Genomic DNA, 18568 nt, shown 5'->3' on the forward strand with positions numbered 1-18568 from the left:
CATCGATTGGTTCAATAAATTCTCGAACTAACGATGTTTATATATTAACAGTTCTTTTATCATCCGTCAACAAAAAATTAAAAAAAACTTCCCTCTACAAAGAGGGAAGCTTTTATCTTATAGAAGAGTAATATCTTCTTTTGCAATCCATGCACTTTGACCAAAATCATCTAAAATCAAATAAGATTGTGCAAATTTATTAGTAACTAGCTTCAATATCTTTAGTGGTCGATCTGCTAGATTATAATTTTTAATTTCAGAAACTTCTGAATTTATCGAACCAATTGGCTGCGTATATAAAATAGCTTTTTCTTTTTTATTTAATACCCCTAATACATTTAGTTCTTCTGTCTCTAAACTACGACTTCTTATCGCTTTATTTTTAAGTTTGTAATTTAAGAGTACTTGAGCATTAAAAGGATTTATTATTGATAGCGCATCTTTAGAAATATATCCTAATTCTTCATCATTTATGAAAATGTGACATCGTATACCATCTGAAGTTAAAATTTCTTCTGTCACACGTACAATCACACCAGATAACTCTTCGGACATTCCTACATATAAAGACGTATCTACTGGATCTGATGCATTCTTGAAGATTTTTCTATTTTTTATAATTTTAGCGTCGTAATTACATTGATGATTTTGACTAATGATTAAAACATTTTCTGAAAGCTCTTGCGGATTTATTATCCAACCTCGATAGATAGAATTAACCATTACTTTGTAATACTCTATACCATCCAAATAAATTTTATTCAATGTAATAATTTGATCGCTAGGATGAATTGTTATTGTTTGAGTTAAATTCATGTTTTTTAAGTTAGGAATTACTGTTAATTCTTTTACATTATTAATAATCAATTCTTGAACACATTTTGTCTGATTTGAAATAACATTATTGATTCCATCATAAAATGGAAAATCTAAAATAGGCTCTTTATCTGAAGTTTTGTAGTATGTTACATATTCTTCTGCCACATAATCTTTTATGAATTGTAAGTTTTTTTCATGTCTTTGGTAAATATTAATAATTTGATCATAAAATTGATAATAAGTCATCATACCATATAATGATAGTTTCTTATTTACATAATTATTTTTCAAAGCTTTATTCCATTGATATTCCAAATCATATTGTTGTAATAGAATCTTGTAAAGACTATTACTTTCAGCAATATATCGACTCCAATAAAAATTATCTCCTTGAAAATCAATTGCGGCAGTGAAATGAGCATTAGAAAATACACGATTTGCTTCTCTTCTATAAGCTTTTTTTGGATAATTTGATATATCAGATTGGATAATTCCTTTTTTACGAATAATGCTATCTTGTAATCGTTCTTGTCCACTAAAAATTGCATATCCTTCGTAGAAAATAGGTCTAATTTTTGAAGAAATTTTACGTAAATTTTCGTAAGATTCAACAGTTAAATCATTAGATGGAATAAGGACAGAAATATCATACTGATCAAAATCTATCTCTTTCAAAACATTAAAGAAACGGTTTGTAATAAAATTATTCTTCAAATATCCTGCATAAAATAATAACGTTTTTTTGTTGTTTTCTATTTCCACAACATGCAAGCTATTTTGGGCATTTGCAAAGAAAATCATCTCAATAAACAAACTTGAGTTCCATTGCTTATTCACCACTGTATTTTCTTTCTTTTGAAGTTTTCTATGAATAAAATCATAAATTGTATCTACTGAATATTCATCTATTTGTTCTTTTCTTAAATAAGAATAGGTTATATCTACATCTTCTAGAGAATAATAATATATATTATTATTCATTTTTAAATAATCTAATGATAAAGAAGAATAATCTGATAATAATACATCCGTCATCGCTAAAACTGACATTATATCAACTGTATCTGGTACAATATGATCCACATATTTCTCGTTTTCTAGCAAATATTCTTTCAAATTTTCTGGTATTAATAAATATATATTATAAACGACTCCTAATTTTTGAATTAAGTATTCTAATTCATGCGTAAATCTTTCAATAGCTACAGGGTCCATTGAAAAAGTAGAAATATTCCATACTAAAGTTTCTTTTTTACTATCATAAATTCCATGCAGCTGAGAAACTAAATTTTCTTTGTAATGAACAGAATCAAATCGTGGTAAAGATGCTTCTAAAATCTTTCCTTCAAATAATCCAGATAATTTATAAGCACGTAATAAAATTTCTGTTGACTTTGGATTATCACTTAATATAAAATCACTCATCAAATAACTACGTAGACGATTACGTACTGGATATGGATTTTTATCATCATATGGAGCATCATATCCTACATAAAAGAAAGGATTAGATTCTCCAATCGTAATATATTTTTGTCCTTCTCTTTTCAAATAAAAAACAGGAGCTTCTGTATCATTGAAGTAATACTCTGCAGTAGCTAAATATTCTAGATATTTTAATGAATTTTTATTTACAAATTCAATATCATTAGATTTAAAAATCTCATCTATACCGTCTGCAAAATCTGTATTATAGACCCAAATCCATTTAAATTTTCTAAATCGAATATCTCTTTTTAAACTTTTGAATAAATACAATAAGTCTCCTGATAATTGATTGCCATAATTACTTTCAAATAAAACAGTTTTGGGTGATATAGATTGATGAGTTAAAATTTCTGAATATATTTTAGTTTTTTCAGATAAAGAATATTTAATTTCACTTTTTATATTTGAAGAAGAGATTGCTTCTTTTATCATCTGCAATGTTGGTTTAACGTTTAGTTGTTTCATATTTATTCCTCTTTACTATCGAATTTCATCATAAAAGTTTTGAATTGCATTTTGGTTATATTGTTCATAGTCAAAATAAGCAAAATGATGTTCTTGAGCCAAATATTCTTGTATAGTTTCAGCAATTTCCGTAGCTTCTGTTCCATCGATTAACATTCCATATTTTCCATTTTCTAATACATAACGATTAGATGGAATATCACTAGCAATAGTATTCATCCCTAAGGTTAAGGCTTCTAATAAAACCATAGGTTGACCTTCATATAGTGAAGGAAGAATAAAACAGTCACATTGTTTCATAATATAGAATGGATGTTCTTTTTGACCTAACATAATTACATTTTTCTCTAGTCCTAAGTTTTTAATTAAAGATAGTAATTGATTTTTTAATGGACCGTCTCCCATTATATATAGACAGAATTTTTCTTTTAATGACGGATCTTTTTCTAATAAGATAGAAATTGCTTGTATTAATGCTGCCTGATTTTTTTCATTGGATAATCTTCCCATTGTAACAAAATTAATATTATCAGAATTAATAAATGGAATTTCATTACCATGAATATCTGTTAACGTGTCTTCATTCACGTATTCTTTAACATATTGTTTTTCAATAAAAACTTCTTTCCCTTCCCAATTTATTTTCAACAGAATTTTATTATTGATGTTCATAGAAGAAAGAATAGTAATTGGATTATTTGTTGCAATATATTGTCTATAGTCTTCTAATGTATCATTAGATAAATAGTGATAATAATCTTCTAATGACATAAAGATTTGAGGGAATTCATCAGCAAAAACTGCTTGATAATTACATTCTTTTACATCTTTTACTTGATATTTGAAATTTCTTGCTGAAGTAATATTATGACTAGAAATCCAAATAGATTGTCCATTTTCTAAGATACCATGATAGTAATTATTTCCTGCAATATTTAATTTCCAAATGGCATAGAAAATAGAATTCTCTATCTCTAACATTGTTGAACGATTTGCAATAATATCTAAAACTGAAGCATACACTTTTCCATTTTGAATAATATAATTTCCTTCTACTCTCCAACTTTTTTCTAGTGATTTAGCTAAAGTACGTAAATTATGATCAGATATGATTTTTTCTTTTGTTATTGTGACTGCTTTAGAATTAATCCAACCAATTGTTTGTCCATCTACTTGGAATTGATAGTATTTTTCAGTTTCAACTTCCGATTCTCCATCAAATTCACCAATAGTTTTTACTTTTTCTACATTTGCTACTTGAGTAATAATGATATTTAAATCTTTTAATAATTTAGCAGATCCTTTAGAAATTCCTTCTTCCATATCAAATAGATTTTTATAAATTTGATGTCCAAAAGGCAAATCGATTTTAGCAAATTTACGTTCTTTATTATGAGATAAAATATGAATTTGTTTTTGATTTTTTAAATCATCTACAACATTGCAATTTTCTAAATATTTTGCAGGCAACCACCCAATATATCGTTCTTGGAATAAAATTTTAAAATATTTTTGATGATTGTAGTAACCAGACATAATCGCTACTAAATCATCTTCTTTTTTAATATATTCTAACTTTGTATACTTTGGTTTTGTTAAATCTAAAATAAACTCATACTCTTCATCTTGCAAAACATGAGTGGGAATATGTACGTCATTTAAGAAGAAATTGTTTTCTTCCAATGTTTCTTCTTCTTGCTCATGCTTAAAAATACGATTCGTATCAATCGTGTTAACGCAATATTGAAATTTATATTCTGGAGCATAATTATTCAATTTTGCTCGATTGACATCTCTTGTCGTTGGAGAAACACTTAGTAGAACATCATACCATTTATATAAAGAAAAAGCTCCTCTTAAATCGATAAAGTAACGTGCTTTTGCTTCAGCATGCAAATCATTATGTTGATAAATTACTTTGCGATCTGCATCTACTTCCAACATAAATTTAGCCCAATAATAACTATATCCACTAAAGTCTACTGAAACATTGAAATGACATCCGCCAGTTAAACGTCTCATTTCTCTTTGGTAAGCCTCTTTAGGATATAACTTTTCTAATTCTGGAGTAACTGATCTATTTTTCAGTAATTGATCCACGTATACTTCTTCTACCTTATAAATTGGCCAACCAAACCTTACAATAATTCGAGCATTTTTATTGATTTTATTAATATTTTTCAATGCTACTTCATTTCGATTATTTTGGACAATAACCGTTACATCATATTTATCATAATCAATGTTATTCAATAAGTTGATTGCACTAGTAGTAATTCCATTATCTTTTAGTGTACTTGGGAACAAAATAATTCGATATTTATCTTGACAAATAGTAGGATGATGTACTTCTTTATGCAAAATTCCAAAGAAAATTTCATCAATATAGCGTTCTGTAGCATGAGCATCATCATAAGGAACCATTAGTTCTTTCATTTTTAAATACTGATTGGCAAATTGTTCTTTTACCACATCTAAATGTTGAATGCATTGAACCACTTCTTCTACAGTAGATAATGTTGGTCCAGGTAATTCTGATTCTTTATAATACATTCCACGATCTTGAGAGTAAATTTCTTTATCCCAAGAATAAAATAGAATTGTTTTCCCAGTTGCTAAAAAATCAAAGAAAATACTTGAATAATCAGTGATTAAAATATCTGTAATAGACATCATTTCATTAGCATCATAATAATCTGGAACTAAAATCCCAGAAAGTTCTTCTCTATCTTGGACAAAAGGATACACAAACGGATGCACCTTAACCAGGAAATTATAGGAGGATGATACTTTTTCTTGAATATAATTCAATTCGGCAATCATTTGCTCAATATCTAATGTTGGATTTTTTAAATTGGATCCTTTCCAAGTAGGGGTATATAATATCGTCTGCTTACCAAAATCAATGTTTACTCCTGCAATTTTTAATTTCGCATAGATTTCTGCTTGAGGAACAGAAAATGTTAAATCAATTCTAGGATACCCACTTTCTAAAATTTCTCCATCATATAACCCATTCAGTTTATAACTTTTTAGATACATATCTGTAGTATGCTGATTTGGACTAATTAAATAATCTGCCATTAAAAAATTACGTAAAACATTTTGAGATGCAAATGGATTATTAGGAATATCAAATCCCATTGTTTTTAAAGGAGTTCCATGCCAAGTATTAATATAAACTTGTCCATCTTTTTTTGTAAAAAAGCTTTGGAAAGTAGAATTCGTAATTAAATATTGTACAGAAGCAAGTAATCGTAAATATTTATCTGAGTTACGTAATACAAATTGCGTATTTTTAACTTGTGGTAAATTACGCATTATCGTTTCTAGTTCTACATTTTGACTGTATACCCAATAAAATGTATAATTCTCAAATCGAGCATCATTTTGCATAAAACGATACATTGCATATGGACTATCTGTAAATGATTGACCATCACGCACCTCAAACAAAATAGAATTAGGGATTATTTCTAAATGATCATAATATCTAGCATAGCGATCATTCATATTTACTTGCTTATTACCAATGTATCGAGAAATAGGACGTGTCAAAAATTGATAACGTCTTTTTGTAATTCTCTTAATCTTATTTCTTTTCTTTTGGTTCATTTTATATTGTCTCCTAAAATAAAGCGTTAATTTTACTATATTATATATTCTATATTTTACAAATTACAACATAGAACTTTATTCATACTAAAAAAGATTATATAACAATAAAACATCAACAAACATTTATTTCTTAGTAGATTTCAATTAAATTTGTATCATATAAGTATCTTTATTTTATATAAAAATAACCCCTAGAAGTTTAAGCTTACTTCCAGGAGTTATACTAATATTTTATTAGATTTATTATAAAATTTTTATAATTGAATCGCTGTGTTTAATGCAATTTCAATCATTTCGTTGAATGTTGTTTGACGTTCTTCAGAAGTTGTTTCTTCTCCTGTTACTAAATGATCACTTACTGTCATCATTGCTAGTGCATTTACATGATATTTTTGTGCTAAGAAGTAAATCGCTGCTGCTTCCATTTCTACAGCAACTACTCCATAAGTTCCTAAACGGAAAGTATCTTCTAAACTGTCTTTATAGAACACATCATCACTCACAACATTCGCTACATAAGGAGTGATTCCCATTTCTTTACTTACTTCATTTGCTTTTGCTAGTAAATCAAAAGTAGCTGTTGCTGGGAATGAGTAAGTTGGAAACGCATTTTTTAACATGGAAGAAGAAGTTGCTGCTGCTTGAGCTAATACAACATCGCGTACTTTAACTTCTTCACTAATTGCACCACAAGTACCAACACGAATTAAGTTTTTCACACCATAAGATTGAATTAACTCTGTGCAGTAAATCGCTGCAGATGGCATTCCCATTCCTGTTCCTTGAACAGAAATACGATGTCCTTTATAAGTTCCAGTGAAACCATACATTCCACGCACTTCGTTATAGCATTCTACATCTTCTAAAAAAGTTTCTGCGATGTATTTCGCACGTAGTGGATCTCCTGGTAATAAAACTGTTTCTGCAATTGCGCCTTCTTTTGCTCCAATATGTATACTCATTATCATTTTTACCATCTTCTTATTAGGAAAATGGTACTCCTCCTTTTTTATCCTTACATTTCTTCAATAATATTTGCGACTAAGTTTTGGAAATGTTCTTTCACTTGATCTACAGTATTAACTACTGCAGAATGATCAATATTTTCTTGCATACCACTACCTAAGTTAGTAATACAAGATAAGCCCATAACTTTCATTCCTAAGTGACGAGCAGCAATAACTTCAGATACCGTAGACATTCCTACAGCGTCTGCTCCTAACGTACGGAACATACGAATTTCGGCTGGAGTTTCATAGGTAGGTCCTGTAACTCCCATATAAACGCCTTCTTTTAAATCAATATTTAATGCTGCGGCTTTTTCTTTTGCCAAAGCAATATAATCTTTCGCAAAAGGCTCACTCATATCAATGAAACGAGGTCCTAATTCATTGTCATTTGGCCCTAGTAATGGGTTTGTTCCTGTCATATTTAATTGGTCACAAATCACCATTAAATCTCCAGGTTGGAAATCCCAATTAATTCCCCCTGCAGCATTTGTGATCATTAATTTTTCAATTCCCATTGCTTTCATTACACGAATTGGGAAAATGACTTGTTCCATTTTATATCCTTCATAGTAATGGAAGCGTCCAGCCATTGCTAATACTTTACGGCCGTTTAATTCGCCATAAACTAATTCACTTGCATGACCTACTACTGTAGATACAGGGAAATGAGGAATTTCTTCATAAGGAATATGAATCGCATTTTCAAAACGTTCTACGATTTCACCTAATCCAGAACCTAAAACTAGTCCTACTTCTGCCTCATTTGCTCCTTTTTCTTGGATATAGCGTGCTGCTTCTTTAATTTGTTCTCTCATCAATTTTTCTTATTTTAGTTCTTCTAAGAAACTTTCTCCGTTTTCTGGCATTTCTACACCAAAGTTATCTGCGATTGTCGCTGCGATATCAGAGAAGTGTCCTTGTGGTAAAGAACCATGTCCTTTCATTTTTTTACTATAAGTTAATACTGGGATGTATTCACGAGTATGGTCTGTTCCTGTAAAGGTTGGATCATTTCCGTGGTCAGCTGTAATGATTAATAAATCATCTTCTTCCATAGCATCGATTAATTCTGGAATACGAGCGTCAAATTCTTCTAATGCATTTGCGTAACCTTGAACATCACGACGATGACCAAATAAAGCATCAAAGTCTACTAAGTTAGTAAAGCTCATACCATCAAAGTCTTTATGCATTACTTTTACTAATTGGTCTACTCCATCCATGTTGCTCTTTGTACGGATTGCTTCTGTTACCCCTTGACCGTTGAAAATGTCATTAATTTTACCAACGGCAATCACATCTTTACCTGCTTCTTTCAAGCTATCTAGTACTGTGTGTCCAGTTGGATTTAATGCGTAGTCATGACGATTTGGTGTACGAGTAAAGTTTCCTTCTTCTCCTACATAAGGACGAGCAATAATACGTCCTACGGTATGAGGTTCTTCTAAAGTAATACTACGTACGTATTCACAAATACGATATAATTCTTCTAATGGAATTACTTCTTCATGAGCCGCAATTTGTAATACTGGGTCTGCAGAAGTATAAACGATTAAATCTCCTGTTTCCATTTGATGTGGGCCGTAATCTTCAATTACTTTTGTTCCACTGTATGGTAAGTTACATACTACTTTACGACCAGAAAATTCTTCAATTTTATGAATTAATTCATCATCAAAACCATTTGGATAAGTAGGGAATGGAGTTTGGATGTTTAGACCCATTAATTCCCAGTGTCCTGTCATCGTATCTTTCCCAACTGAAATTTCTTCTAATTTTGTGACATATCCTTTGTGATCATTGATTACTTTTACTCCATGTAAAGGTTCAATAACTCCTAATCCTAATTGTTCCATATTAGGTACATGTAATCCTGCTTCACTAGCGATGTGTCCTAATGTATGGCTTCCTTTATCACCAAATTTTTCTGCATCTGGCGCTTCCCCAATTCCTACAGAATCCATTACAATAACATGTATTCGTTTAAACATCTGTCTTCCCTCCGTTGATTTTCGCGAAAGATACGAACAATTCCTTCGTGAAATTTTATTCGTTTTTATTATAACATAGATGAAAGGCTTATGTTCTCTTGTTTTCATCTATTTTTCAATCTTTTTCGAATATTCAGATAGTCCCCATATTTTCTATTTTCTTCTAAAAAATATTCGTATTTAAAACGTTTTTATGTTGTTTTTTAAAAAATCATCCTTCATCTCACGAACGATAATTTTCACTTATTTCTCATAAAACGATTTCACACTTTATTCTTCTCTCTAATTCAACCAAATTCCCATAGAAGAAATCCCTTTCGCTAGATTCCAATAGCGTTCTCCTCGGTCCGTAATGGCTTGATATAACTGTTTTACAGACTGTGGAACTTTGTTTTTATGTTTAATAACATAGGGAGTCAAAATATAGACTAGCTGAGAACAAATACAGGATAAACTATTCTTTTCATCTCGTAATGCTCTTCCTTCTTTGGCTAATAAATGTTTTAATTCAATTTCCACCGTTTGATCTTCTAAGACACCAACAATCAAAGACATCAATTTCTCTTCTTGTTTCATTTTTCCTCCAAAAAAAGAGCAGGGAATCCCCTACTCTGTACTTTTATTTTTCGATTTTTGTAACTCCACCCATGTATGGTACTAAAGCTTCTGGAATTGTTACAGAACCATCTTCATTTTGATAGTTTTCTAAAATAGCAGCTACGGTACGACCAACAGCTAAACCAGAACCATTTAATGTATGAACATAATGTAATTTACCATTTTCATCACGATAACGGATCATTGCGCGATGAGCTTGGAAGTCTACACAGTTTGAGCAAGAACTAATTTCACGGTAAGTATCTTGAGCTGGAATCCAAACTTCAACGTCATAAGTTTTCGCAGCGCTGAATCCCATATCACCAGTACATAAAGTAATGACGCGATGTGGTAATCCTAATTTTTGTAAGATATTTTGAGCATTGACTGTCATTTTTTCTAATTCTTCAAATGAAGTATCTTCAGTCGCAAATTTTACCATTTCTACTTTATTAAATTGGTGTAAACGAATTAAACCACGTGTATCACGACCTGCACTTCCTGCTTCTGAACGGAATGAAGGACTTAATGCTGTGAAGTAGATTGGTAAATCTTTTTCTTCTAAAATTTCACCTGCATAGTAGTTTGTTAATGGAACTTCCGCAGTTGGAATTAAGGTTAAGTCACGATTATCATTTTGAATTTGGAAGACATCTTCTTTAAATTTAGGGAATTGTCCTGTACCAAACATTGATTTATCGTTTACTAAGTATGGTGGGATAATTTCTGTATATCCTTCTTTGGCATGTTCATCTAACATGAAGTTATAGACCGCACGTTCTAAACGAGCACCTAAGCCTTTGTAGTATAAGAAACGGCTACCTGAAACTTTCGCCCCACGTTCAAAGTCTAAAATTCCTAATTCTTCCCCAATTTCCCAGTGAGGTTTTGGTTCAAAATCAAATTCACGTGGTGTACCCCAACGACGAACTTCTACGTTTTCATCTTCGTCTGCTCCGACAGGTACATCATCGGCAGGTAAGTTTGGTAAAATCACAGCGATTTCTTTCATTTTTTCATCAATCACTGCTACTTCTTCATCTAGACCTTTAATTTCTTGACCTAACAAACGCATTTTTTCAATCACTGCAGAAGCGTCTTGTTTTTCACGTTTCATTTGTGCAATTTGATCAGAAACTTCATTACGTTCTTTTTTCATTTCTTCTACTTTTACTAATAAATTACGACGTGTTTCATCTAAATCACGTAATTCAAATACTTTTGATTCATCTACTCCACGTGTCTTTAATTTGGCTAATACAGTGTCAAAATTTTGACGAATTTGCTTCATATCGATCATGTCGATGTCCTCCTTTTATATATAAAAAAAAACTCTCCGCCCCAATATGCTTGGGACGAAGAGTATACTTCGCGGTACCACCCAAGTTCAGAGAAATCCTCTCTGCCCTTGATCTTATTTAACGCATAAGAGACGGGATTACTTATTTCGCAATCCAATATCACAGATGGATTCACTACGCCACTGGATGACTCGCACCAACCGTCACCTCTCTGAACAGCTTCAATAGCTACTACTTCTGAACTTTTTATGATATTGACATCATTATATCATAACTTTATTTTTTCTACCAGTGAAAACGCTCACAAATATTTCCTTAAAAAATAATGTAAATGAAATTAAGCTATGTTATAAATATAGGTGAAAAAAGTAAAGGAGGCGTTTGCCGTGTCTATTAATATTATGTGGGAAATTTTCAGTCCAAAAGGAGAAGTCGCAACTAAACAGGTGAAAGAATGGTATGGAATGTGCCAATATTATACTGGAATCTATATGATTCCTCATACTGACCTTCCTGCTCTACGCAATGTGGTTGATAAAGTAAGTCAAAATCTCCCCACTGATAATGGACTGGTAAATATTGAACTCAATGATTTTGGAGAAAATCCTTTACGCGTCTTTGGTAATGTCGATGAAGATATGATTTTAGAAGCTATTCGCAATTATTCTGAATTTTATGATGATTGTATAATCACAAAAAAGGAGAACAATGCCGATTGGTTTGACTTATATCCAAAACAAATTGAAAAGGTGAATGCGGAAGTCGAAAAAGACCGAAAAGAAAGACAAAATAAAAAGAAATAATCAAAAAATTTGAATTCCTTTCCATATTTATTAATGATTCATGCTATGATAATTATTAATTGTATGAGAATACAAATATAAAAAGTGGAAGGGTAAAAATGAAAAAGATACGTAATAGTAATATTGAATTTATTAGAATTTTATTGATGTTTTTTATTATACTACATCATACTTCAATTTATGGATTAGAAAATAATTCTACTCTAAATACAAGCCAACAGATCATTGCAACTATTTTGTCTTCATTTGGTAAAATTGCAGTTATTTTATTCATATTGATTACTGGATATTTTCAAGGAAATAAAGAAAGGATAAATAAACATTCCCTTCAGAATATTCATAGGGTAACTTTATTTTATTCAATTTCTATCTTTGTTATATTTTGTATTCTATTTCCAATATACAAAATTAATTTTGGACGAATAATAAATGCAGTTTTCCCGATTTGCTCAGGAGCATATTGGTTTATTACTGATTATGTTATCTTATTAATCATTAGTCCTTATATCAATAAACTATGCAAATCTTTATCTAAAAAAGAATTTCAAAAGTTATTATTCGTTTCTTTTGTATTATTATGTTTTGTAAATTATCTTCCTTTTTTTGATTTAGATATGTCTTCTATTATTTATTTTGTCTTTTTTTATATATCAGGAATTTATATCCAAAACTACTTTGAATCATCAAAAATGAAAAATTATAACTTTAAAATTATCTTCTTGTGTTTATCTGTATTTTATTTCCTATGTATTTATTTAGGAAAAACATTGGATATTACCGTACTTTCTGATGTTGTACAATTAAGCAGTCCTATCGGATATGCTATTGCTGTGAGCATTTTCTTAACAATTTTAAAATTCAAACCAACTCATTTTAAAGTGATTAATCACATTTCTAAGTATATATTACCAATTTATTTAATTCATGATAATCGATTGATTAGAGCATGGGTTTATGATGACTTATTTCATCTTACTCGCATCCATTTTTCTAATAATTTGCAATTAATTTTTATTACAATTATGGATGCTATACTAATTTTCATAATTTGTTTCTTTATTGAAATTATCCGTGTTACCTTAATGAATAAAATTAAAAAAATTTGTGCAAAAAGCTAGGAGAAAAATTTCCCCTAGCTTTTTTAATTATCCGCCTTATTGAAAACGCTTTCTAATTTTGCTATATTTTAACTGTAATTATGATTCAATTGAGGTAAAGATATGAAATTCAAGCACTTATTCTCTGCAAGCGTGTTTGGACTTGCATTAATGAGCACACCTGCTTTTGCAGATGAGATCAAAGATTTTCCAAACGTATTAAATTTAAAAGCAGCACCAACAGAAGAAATTTATGGTTCTTACCAAACTAATAAATATAACCATTTTTCTGATTTAGGAGCTTGGCATGGATACTACTTGCCAGAACAAAATCAAAAACAATTATTAGGTGGATTCGCAGGTCCAATGATTATTGCGGAAGAATATCCTCTAAACTTATCAGATTCTATCAATAAAATTCAAATCAAAAATACAAAAACAAAAAAAGTTTATGATTTGAGTAAAACAAAAATGACAATGAATGCTTATCCTGGCCATTTAGAACAAGTCTATTCTAATAAAGATTTTGATTTAACATTGAAATTAATCTTTGCGACAAAACGTACGGCATTAATTCAAACAACCATCACTAATAAAACAAGTAAAAAATTACCATTACAATTATCTTGGACAGGTAAAGTCTTTGACCATATTAAACAAGGCGATAGCAAAACTCCATTAGGTCAAAAATTAAAAGCAACCAAAGATGGAGTCCAAGTTTCATTCAAAGAAGAACGTCAAACTTGGAATTACTTCATGACAGATGAAGTTCGCTATACTATCGCACATAAAGATGCAGTAAAAACTTCAGTAAAAGGAAATCACTACACTTCAACAATGAAAAAACCAGTAGTGATTGCACCAAAAGGAAAATTCCAAACAGAAACTGCTGAAAGTTATACCTTTACGAAAAAAGAAGAAGCTAAAGAAGCAAGTCAATATTCTAAATTATTCCATCAACCTGCCCGCTATTTTGGTGAAAATGAAAAACGTTGGCAAAAATATTTAGATAAGTCTTTACATTCTTACAGCGATAAAAAATATAAAAACGTCGCAGTAAAAAGTATTGAAACTTTAACAACAAACTGGAAGAGTGCCGCAGGAGCTATTAAACACGATGGAATCGTACCATCTACTTCTTATAAATGGTTTGTAGGAATGTGGAGTTGGGACACATGGAAAGAAGCAAGTGCCGTAGCACAATTCGATGGTGAATTAGCGAAAAATAGCGTTCGTTCCCTATTCGATTACCAAATTCAAAAAGATGACAAAGTTCGTCCACAAGATGAAGGCGCAATTATCGACGCTATCTTCTTCAACCAAGACGCTTCTCGTGGTGGCGATGGTGGAAACTGGAACGAACGTAACTCAAAACCTGCACTAGCAAGTTGGGTAGTTTGGAACATTTACCAAAAAACAAAAGATACTTCATTCTTACGTGAAATGTATCCAAAACTAGTTTCTTACCATGAATGGTGGTACCGTAACCGTGACCATAATAAGAATGGTTTATGCGAATACGGAAGCATGGTCAGCGATGCTAACTACGATGTAGATGACAGAGGAAATAAAACATTCAACGATGATGCAGTCATTGAAGCTGCTGCTTGGGAAAGTGGAATGGACAACGCACCACGTTTTGACAAAAACGGAATTGGTGTAGATGATTCTGGCGTTAAAGTTTTAACAAACAAAGATGCAAAAGGAAATGTTGTCGGCTATTCTATCAACCAAGAATCTGTCGATCTAAATGCTTACTTATACGATGAAAAAGTAACTTTAGGTAAAATTGCAAAAGTGATCGGTAAAGGTCAAGATGCAAAACGTTGGAATAAAGAAGCAGAAGAATTAGCGAAGAAAATTCAAACAAAAATGTTTGATAAAAACACAGGCTACTTCTATGACTTACAAATCTTACCAAACGGAAAAGATAAATTATTAGTAAACCGTGGTCGTGGACCTGAAGGATGGATTCCATTATTTGCTAAAGCAGCTACTTATGAACAAGCACGTTCTGTTCGTAATATTATGATGGCACCAACAGAATTCAATACATTCATGCCATTACCAACTGTATCTGCTTCAAGTCCTGCATTTGCTCCATCTAAATATTGGCGTGGACCTGTATGGATGGACCAAGCATTATTCGGTGTTGAAGGATTATCACGTTACGGTTACTACACAGACGCAAAACGATTAAGTGCAAAATTAATCGATAACGCAGATGGTTTAACTGGAGACAAATCTATCCGTGAAAACTACAACCCATTAACAGGAGAAGGATTACATACTGCAAACTTCAGTTGGTCTGCTGCAGCCTTCTACACTTTATATCAAAATAACTTATTCAAATAAGAATAAAAAAGAGGTTGGGAGATTACTCCCAGCCTCTTTCTTTTTTTTTGATTATTTACCAATATAGCTACGCATTGCCTCTTTTATCGGTAAATAGTAATGATATAATTTCAATCCCTTATCTTGATTGTTGTAATTCCCATCTAATTCAAATTCTATTTCTGTATATCCTACTTCTTTTTCTGAAGGTAAAATCAAAGCAATTTGTGTTTTGCTCTCATTTCCTAGTTTTTCAAAATAATTTTTTAGTAAAAAATAATATGAAATCTGTTTATAATCAATTCCTACTTTGTTCTTATAATATTTGGAATCAAAAATATACCGAATACCTCGATTTTCATCTTCAAAATAGTGATCAATTTCTAAGCGATGGTTTTTACTATCACTTGTTTTAGGATGTCTACAATCTGGATAAAATGTTTTCTGTTCTTCGAATAGTCTATGTTTTCCATCAAACCTTAATTGGTCATCTATGATTTGATCAAAAGATTTTAATTGATGATGGACTAATTTTTCCCAAATTTTATCAAAATGATGAATTTTTAACAAAATGTCTCCAGATGTGTTTCCTTCTGTCTTAAAGTAATTAATCAGTGCATCTATCAATTGTAAATGAATATCTTTAAACATAGTTTGCCGTAAATCATATAAACAGTTCAGAACATAACCTTTATTAGAAAATTCTTGTGGATTGAATGCATATTCGATAGGTTCTATTGAAAATAAAAAATTTAATTTTTGTGATACATCATTAATTACATAAGCCATACAACGAGTAATAAATGTATCATATGGATTCTGTTTTTCAATTTTTAGAGGCATATACATCCATTGTCCTTGATATTCTAAAGGAGTAACTGATTGGATAGTTTTACGCCAATTTATTTTTCCATAGTATCCATCTTTCAATTGCTTTTTCTCTTCATAATATAATCCAAATTGCTTGTAATAATTATAGACAGTCGCAAAAGCAGAAAGTGGAAAATTATTTTGAGAATTCGATAAATCCTTCAATCCATTTTGAGCAGCTTTAATAATGGTGGCTAATAATAACTGAAAATCTTCTTTAGAAAATTCATTCTCTAAATTTTCTTGATAAAAATGTTTAGGAAAACTAATTAAAATATGATTTTCTTTCAAAATAAAACCGACAAAATTAATATACTTTTTTTGATTCCACATTCTAATATCTTCTTCTTGATAAGATTGAATATCATTAAAAAATTCTTGCTCTATTTTCGAAGAAATTTCAGATCCATCTAGTACGATAGTGACATTTATTTTCTTATTCATTTTCTTCTATCTCATCGTCCATATTATAGGATACGTCTTTTGTAGAATGCATATTTTTCTCTAAACACCCCTTGAATTCTTCACTATAAATATCATAATGATTTTTCGCAGTTGCTTTCTGATATAAATCCCCAAAACTCTTAATGTTTTCATTGAATAAGCGTTTTTCTGTATGATAGCTAGCTTTTTCTACATCATGATACAAGTAGTACAAAACTTTATCTTTATAAGTTTCAAAATTCTTACTATCTTTGATAGTATATAAGACTTTTGATTCTTCTAACAACGGATCAATCGTCATTGCGTCTTTTGCATCATAGTTCTTCATGAAAAATTGACCTAACTGCTTATCTTCTGATAATTGCAATCCCTTATCATCCACAATATAGTCATTCACAGTTTTGACAAAATCATTCCATTCCATTGTTTCTGTATCAGAATATGGTAATGAAAATTGATTTTTGTTGGAATCGATTGTGGTAGGGACATATTTCATTAAGAATCGACGTTTGAATGCAGTATCCATCACAAATACATTTTGATCACTTGTATTCATTGTACCAATTAGATATAAATTCCCTGGAATATAAATTTTAGATTGATATTTATTCCAAGGATGAGATTTCCCTAGCTCTCTTTGTAAATAATTGGATAATTGAAGATGATTAATTGGGTATTCACTTTCTCCTTGCCCATTGCGATCTAAAAGTTGGAAAATATCCCCAAACACACTTGCGCAATTTGCTCGACTCATTTCTTCCAAAATTAAAAACACTGGTTCATCTGGATGGCGATATGCATATACTATTGCTTGAGTAAATGATCCTGGATTAAAAATGTATTCCAATTGTCCTTCTTCATTTACTGTTGGCATAATTTGACCTACAAAATCACTATATCCATATTCTGGATGGAAAGTAGTTCGAAAGACATCTTGGATGTATTTTTGAATTCCATAAGATTTCCCAGTTCCAGGTGCTCCATAAAAAATAAGATTAGAACCTATATTATCATCTATAGAAGTGTTTTGATTAGAATCAAAAGTAAGATATTTAGAATACGTCTTACTATTACCCATAATTTTAAAAATTGTATCGCTATCTTTATCACTCTTTAAAAGAATTACATATAGATTATTTTTATAGTTGAAAAAAAATAGTACATCTCCTATGTTTGCTTGATTTCTAAGTTCCAAAAAGTCTTTACCATCCTTCTTTATCTTAGACAAGCCTAATTGATCTTTATCTTTTTTAGGAAAAATCCAAACATTAGTAATTGATTCAATAAATGTATTATCTTTTTCTACAAATAAATTTAATACGATATCTTTTTCTTCGCCGCTGGGAAAAATAATTCCATATAATTTTAAGATATGATCTATATCTTCCTCTTCTAAAGAATGACATAATTCATTACTTAAAAAAAATTTTTTTCCTAGTTTATCGACAAAATATTTCTTAAAGAAATTCCTAGAGTCTCCAGTAACAGCTATATGTGCAGTCGAACCTTTAGTCCCTTCTTCTTTATTATTGAAAACAACATCTGCATTACTTAATTTCTTTACATATATAGATTGAAATCCTTCTTTTTTAAATTGAGGATACCTATCTATGATAGTTTCTATCAAAATATTTTCAATTTCCACAATAATCCCCCGTTCTGTTTGTATTAATTGTAACATAATATATTTATTATTGCCGGAAATAATCCGGATGTGGTATATTTATCATA

At 30.4% G+C, this 18568-nt stretch carries 12 protein-coding genes and 1 other annotated feature; of the genes, 3 read left to right on the forward strand and 9 right to left on the reverse strand.

The genetic code is table 11. From position 1 onward, the window contains the following. Nucleotides 1-117: 117 nt before the first annotated feature. The 7 genes from C683_RS04480 to serS all read right to left on the reverse strand — a co-directional run bounded on the left by C683_RS04480 (nucleotide 118) and on the right by serS (nucleotide 11288). Entirely contained in the window at nucleotides 118-2772 is a 2655-nt protein-coding gene (locus tag C683_RS04480; RefSeq protein ID WP_009490548.1) for a CDP-glycerol glycerophosphotransferase family protein, read from the reverse strand. Between the two features lie 15 nt (nucleotides 2773-2787). Beyond that, entirely contained in the window at nucleotides 2788-6387 is a 3600-nt protein-coding gene (locus C683_RS04485; protein WP_009490550.1) for a CDP-glycerol glycerophosphotransferase family protein, read from the reverse strand. Nucleotides 6388-6644: 257 nt separating this feature from the next. After that, a complete protein-coding gene (deoD, locus tag C683_RS04490; protein ID WP_040388717.1) occupies nucleotides 6645-7352 on the reverse strand; it encodes a purine-nucleoside phosphorylase in 708 nt (235 codons plus the stop codon). A 53-nt stretch (nucleotides 7353-7405) separates the two neighbouring features. After that, on the reverse strand, nucleotides 7406-8215 hold the full coding sequence (locus C683_RS04495) for a purine-nucleoside phosphorylase (RefSeq protein WP_009490552.1): 810 nt from the start codon (nucleotides 8213-8215) through the stop codon (nucleotides 7406-7408). Nucleotides 8216-8224: 9 nt separating this feature from the next. Next, nucleotides 8225-9391 carry a phosphopentomutase gene (gene deoB / locus C683_RS04500; protein WP_009490553.1) on the reverse strand — a complete coding sequence of 389 codons (1167 nt, stop codon included), beginning with the start codon at nucleotides 9389-9391 and terminating at the stop codon, nucleotides 8225-8227. 282 nt (nucleotides 9392-9673) lie between these two features. Next, nucleotides 9674-9967 (reverse strand): bacteriocin immunity family protein, encoded by a 294-nt coding sequence (locus C683_RS04505; RefSeq protein WP_009490555.1) that lies wholly within the window; start codon nucleotides 9965-9967, stop codon nucleotides 9674-9676. A 43-nt stretch (nucleotides 9968-10010) separates the two neighbouring features. After that, entirely contained in the window at nucleotides 10011-11288 is a 1278-nt protein-coding gene (gene serS / locus C683_RS04510; RefSeq protein ID WP_009490557.1) for a serine--tRNA ligase, read from the reverse strand. A gap of 48 nt (nucleotides 11289-11336) precedes the next feature. After that, nucleotides 11337-11544: a binding site (T-box leader), on the reverse strand. Nucleotides 11545-11675: 131 nt separating this feature from the next. Here serS and C683_RS04515 point away from each other — a divergent pair. From C683_RS04515 to C683_RS04525, 3 genes are all read left to right on the forward strand, one after another. After that, the gene (locus tag C683_RS04515) at nucleotides 11676-12092 is read left to right on the forward strand and encodes a hypothetical protein (protein ID WP_009490567.1); all 417 of its coding nucleotides are present in this window, start codon (nucleotides 11676-11678) and stop codon (nucleotides 12090-12092) included. 98 nt (nucleotides 12093-12190) lie between these two features. Continuing rightward, entirely contained in the window at nucleotides 12191-13210 is a 1020-nt protein-coding gene (locus C683_RS04520) for an acyltransferase family protein (RefSeq protein WP_009490568.1), read from the forward strand. Nucleotides 13211-13360: 150 nt separating this feature from the next. Then, complete coding sequence (locus C683_RS04525) at nucleotides 13361-15544, forward strand: MGH1-like glycoside hydrolase domain-containing protein (RefSeq protein WP_244425056.1); 2184 nt, start codon at nucleotides 13361-13363, stop codon at nucleotides 15542-15544. 51 nt (nucleotides 15545-15595) lie between these two features. Here the strand turns inward: C683_RS04525 and C683_RS04530 are convergent, their stop codons facing one another. Together C683_RS04530 and C683_RS04535 are read right to left on the reverse strand one after the other, a co-directional pair. After that, on the reverse strand, nucleotides 15596-16837 hold the full coding sequence (locus C683_RS04530; RefSeq protein ID WP_040388708.1) for an LlaJI family restriction endonuclease: 1242 nt from the start codon (nucleotides 16835-16837) through the stop codon (nucleotides 15596-15598). Beyond that, the gene (locus C683_RS04535; protein WP_083848964.1) at nucleotides 16830-18518 is read right to left on the reverse strand and encodes an McrB family protein; all 1689 of its coding nucleotides are present in this window, start codon (nucleotides 18516-18518) and stop codon (nucleotides 16830-16832) included. Before C683_RS04535 ends, C683_RS04530 begins: the two co-directional genes overlap by 8 nt. Between the last annotated feature and the right edge of the window lie 50 nt (nucleotides 18519-18568).

This window comes from Catellicoccus marimammalium M35/04/3, assembly GCF_000313915.1.
Lineage (GTDB): Bacteria > Bacillota > Bacilli > Lactobacillales > Catellicoccaceae > Catellicoccus > Catellicoccus marimammalium.

What these genes read in the sequence shown, in the direction of transcription:
- C683_RS04480 (WP_009490548.1), bottom strand. Translation starts at nt 2,772, where the DNA reads ATGAAACAACTAAACGTTAAACCAACATTGCAGATGATAAAAGAAGCA.
- C683_RS04485 (WP_009490550.1), bottom strand. Translation starts at nt 6,387, where the DNA reads ATGAACCAAAAGAAAAGAAATAAGATTAAGAGAATTACAAAAAGACGT.
- deoD (WP_040388717.1), bottom strand. Translation starts at nt 7,352, where the DNA reads ATGAGTATACATATTGGAGCAAAAGAAGGCGCAATTGCAGAAACAGTT.
- C683_RS04495 (WP_009490552.1), bottom strand. Translation starts at nt 8,215, where the DNA reads ATGAGAGAACAAATTAAAGAAGCAGCACGCTATATCCAAGAAAAAGGA.
- deoB (WP_009490553.1), bottom strand. Translation starts at nt 9,391, where the DNA reads ATGTTTAAACGAATACATGTTATTGTAATGGATTCTGTAGGAATTGGG.
- C683_RS04505 (WP_009490555.1), bottom strand. Translation starts at nt 9,967, where the DNA reads ATGAAACAAGAAGAGAAATTGATGTCTTTGATTGTTGGTGTCTTAGAA.
- serS (WP_009490557.1), bottom strand. Translation starts at nt 11,288, where the DNA reads ATGATCGATATGAAGCAAATTCGTCAAAATTTTGACACTGTATTAGCC.
- C683_RS04520 (WP_009490568.1), top strand. Translation starts at nt 12,191, where the DNA reads ATGAAAAAGATACGTAATAGTAATATTGAATTTATTAGAATTTTATTG.
- C683_RS04525 (WP_244425056.1), top strand. Translation starts at nt 13,361, where the DNA reads ATGAGCACACCTGCTTTTGCAGATGAGATCAAAGATTTTCCAAACGTA.
- C683_RS04530 (WP_040388708.1), bottom strand. Translation starts at nt 16,837, where the DNA reads ATGAATAAGAAAATAAATGTCACTATCGTACTAGATGGATCTGAAATT.
- C683_RS04535 (WP_083848964.1), bottom strand. Translation starts at nt 18,518, where the DNA reads ATGTTACAATTAATACAAACAGAACGGGGGATTATTGTGGAAATTGAA.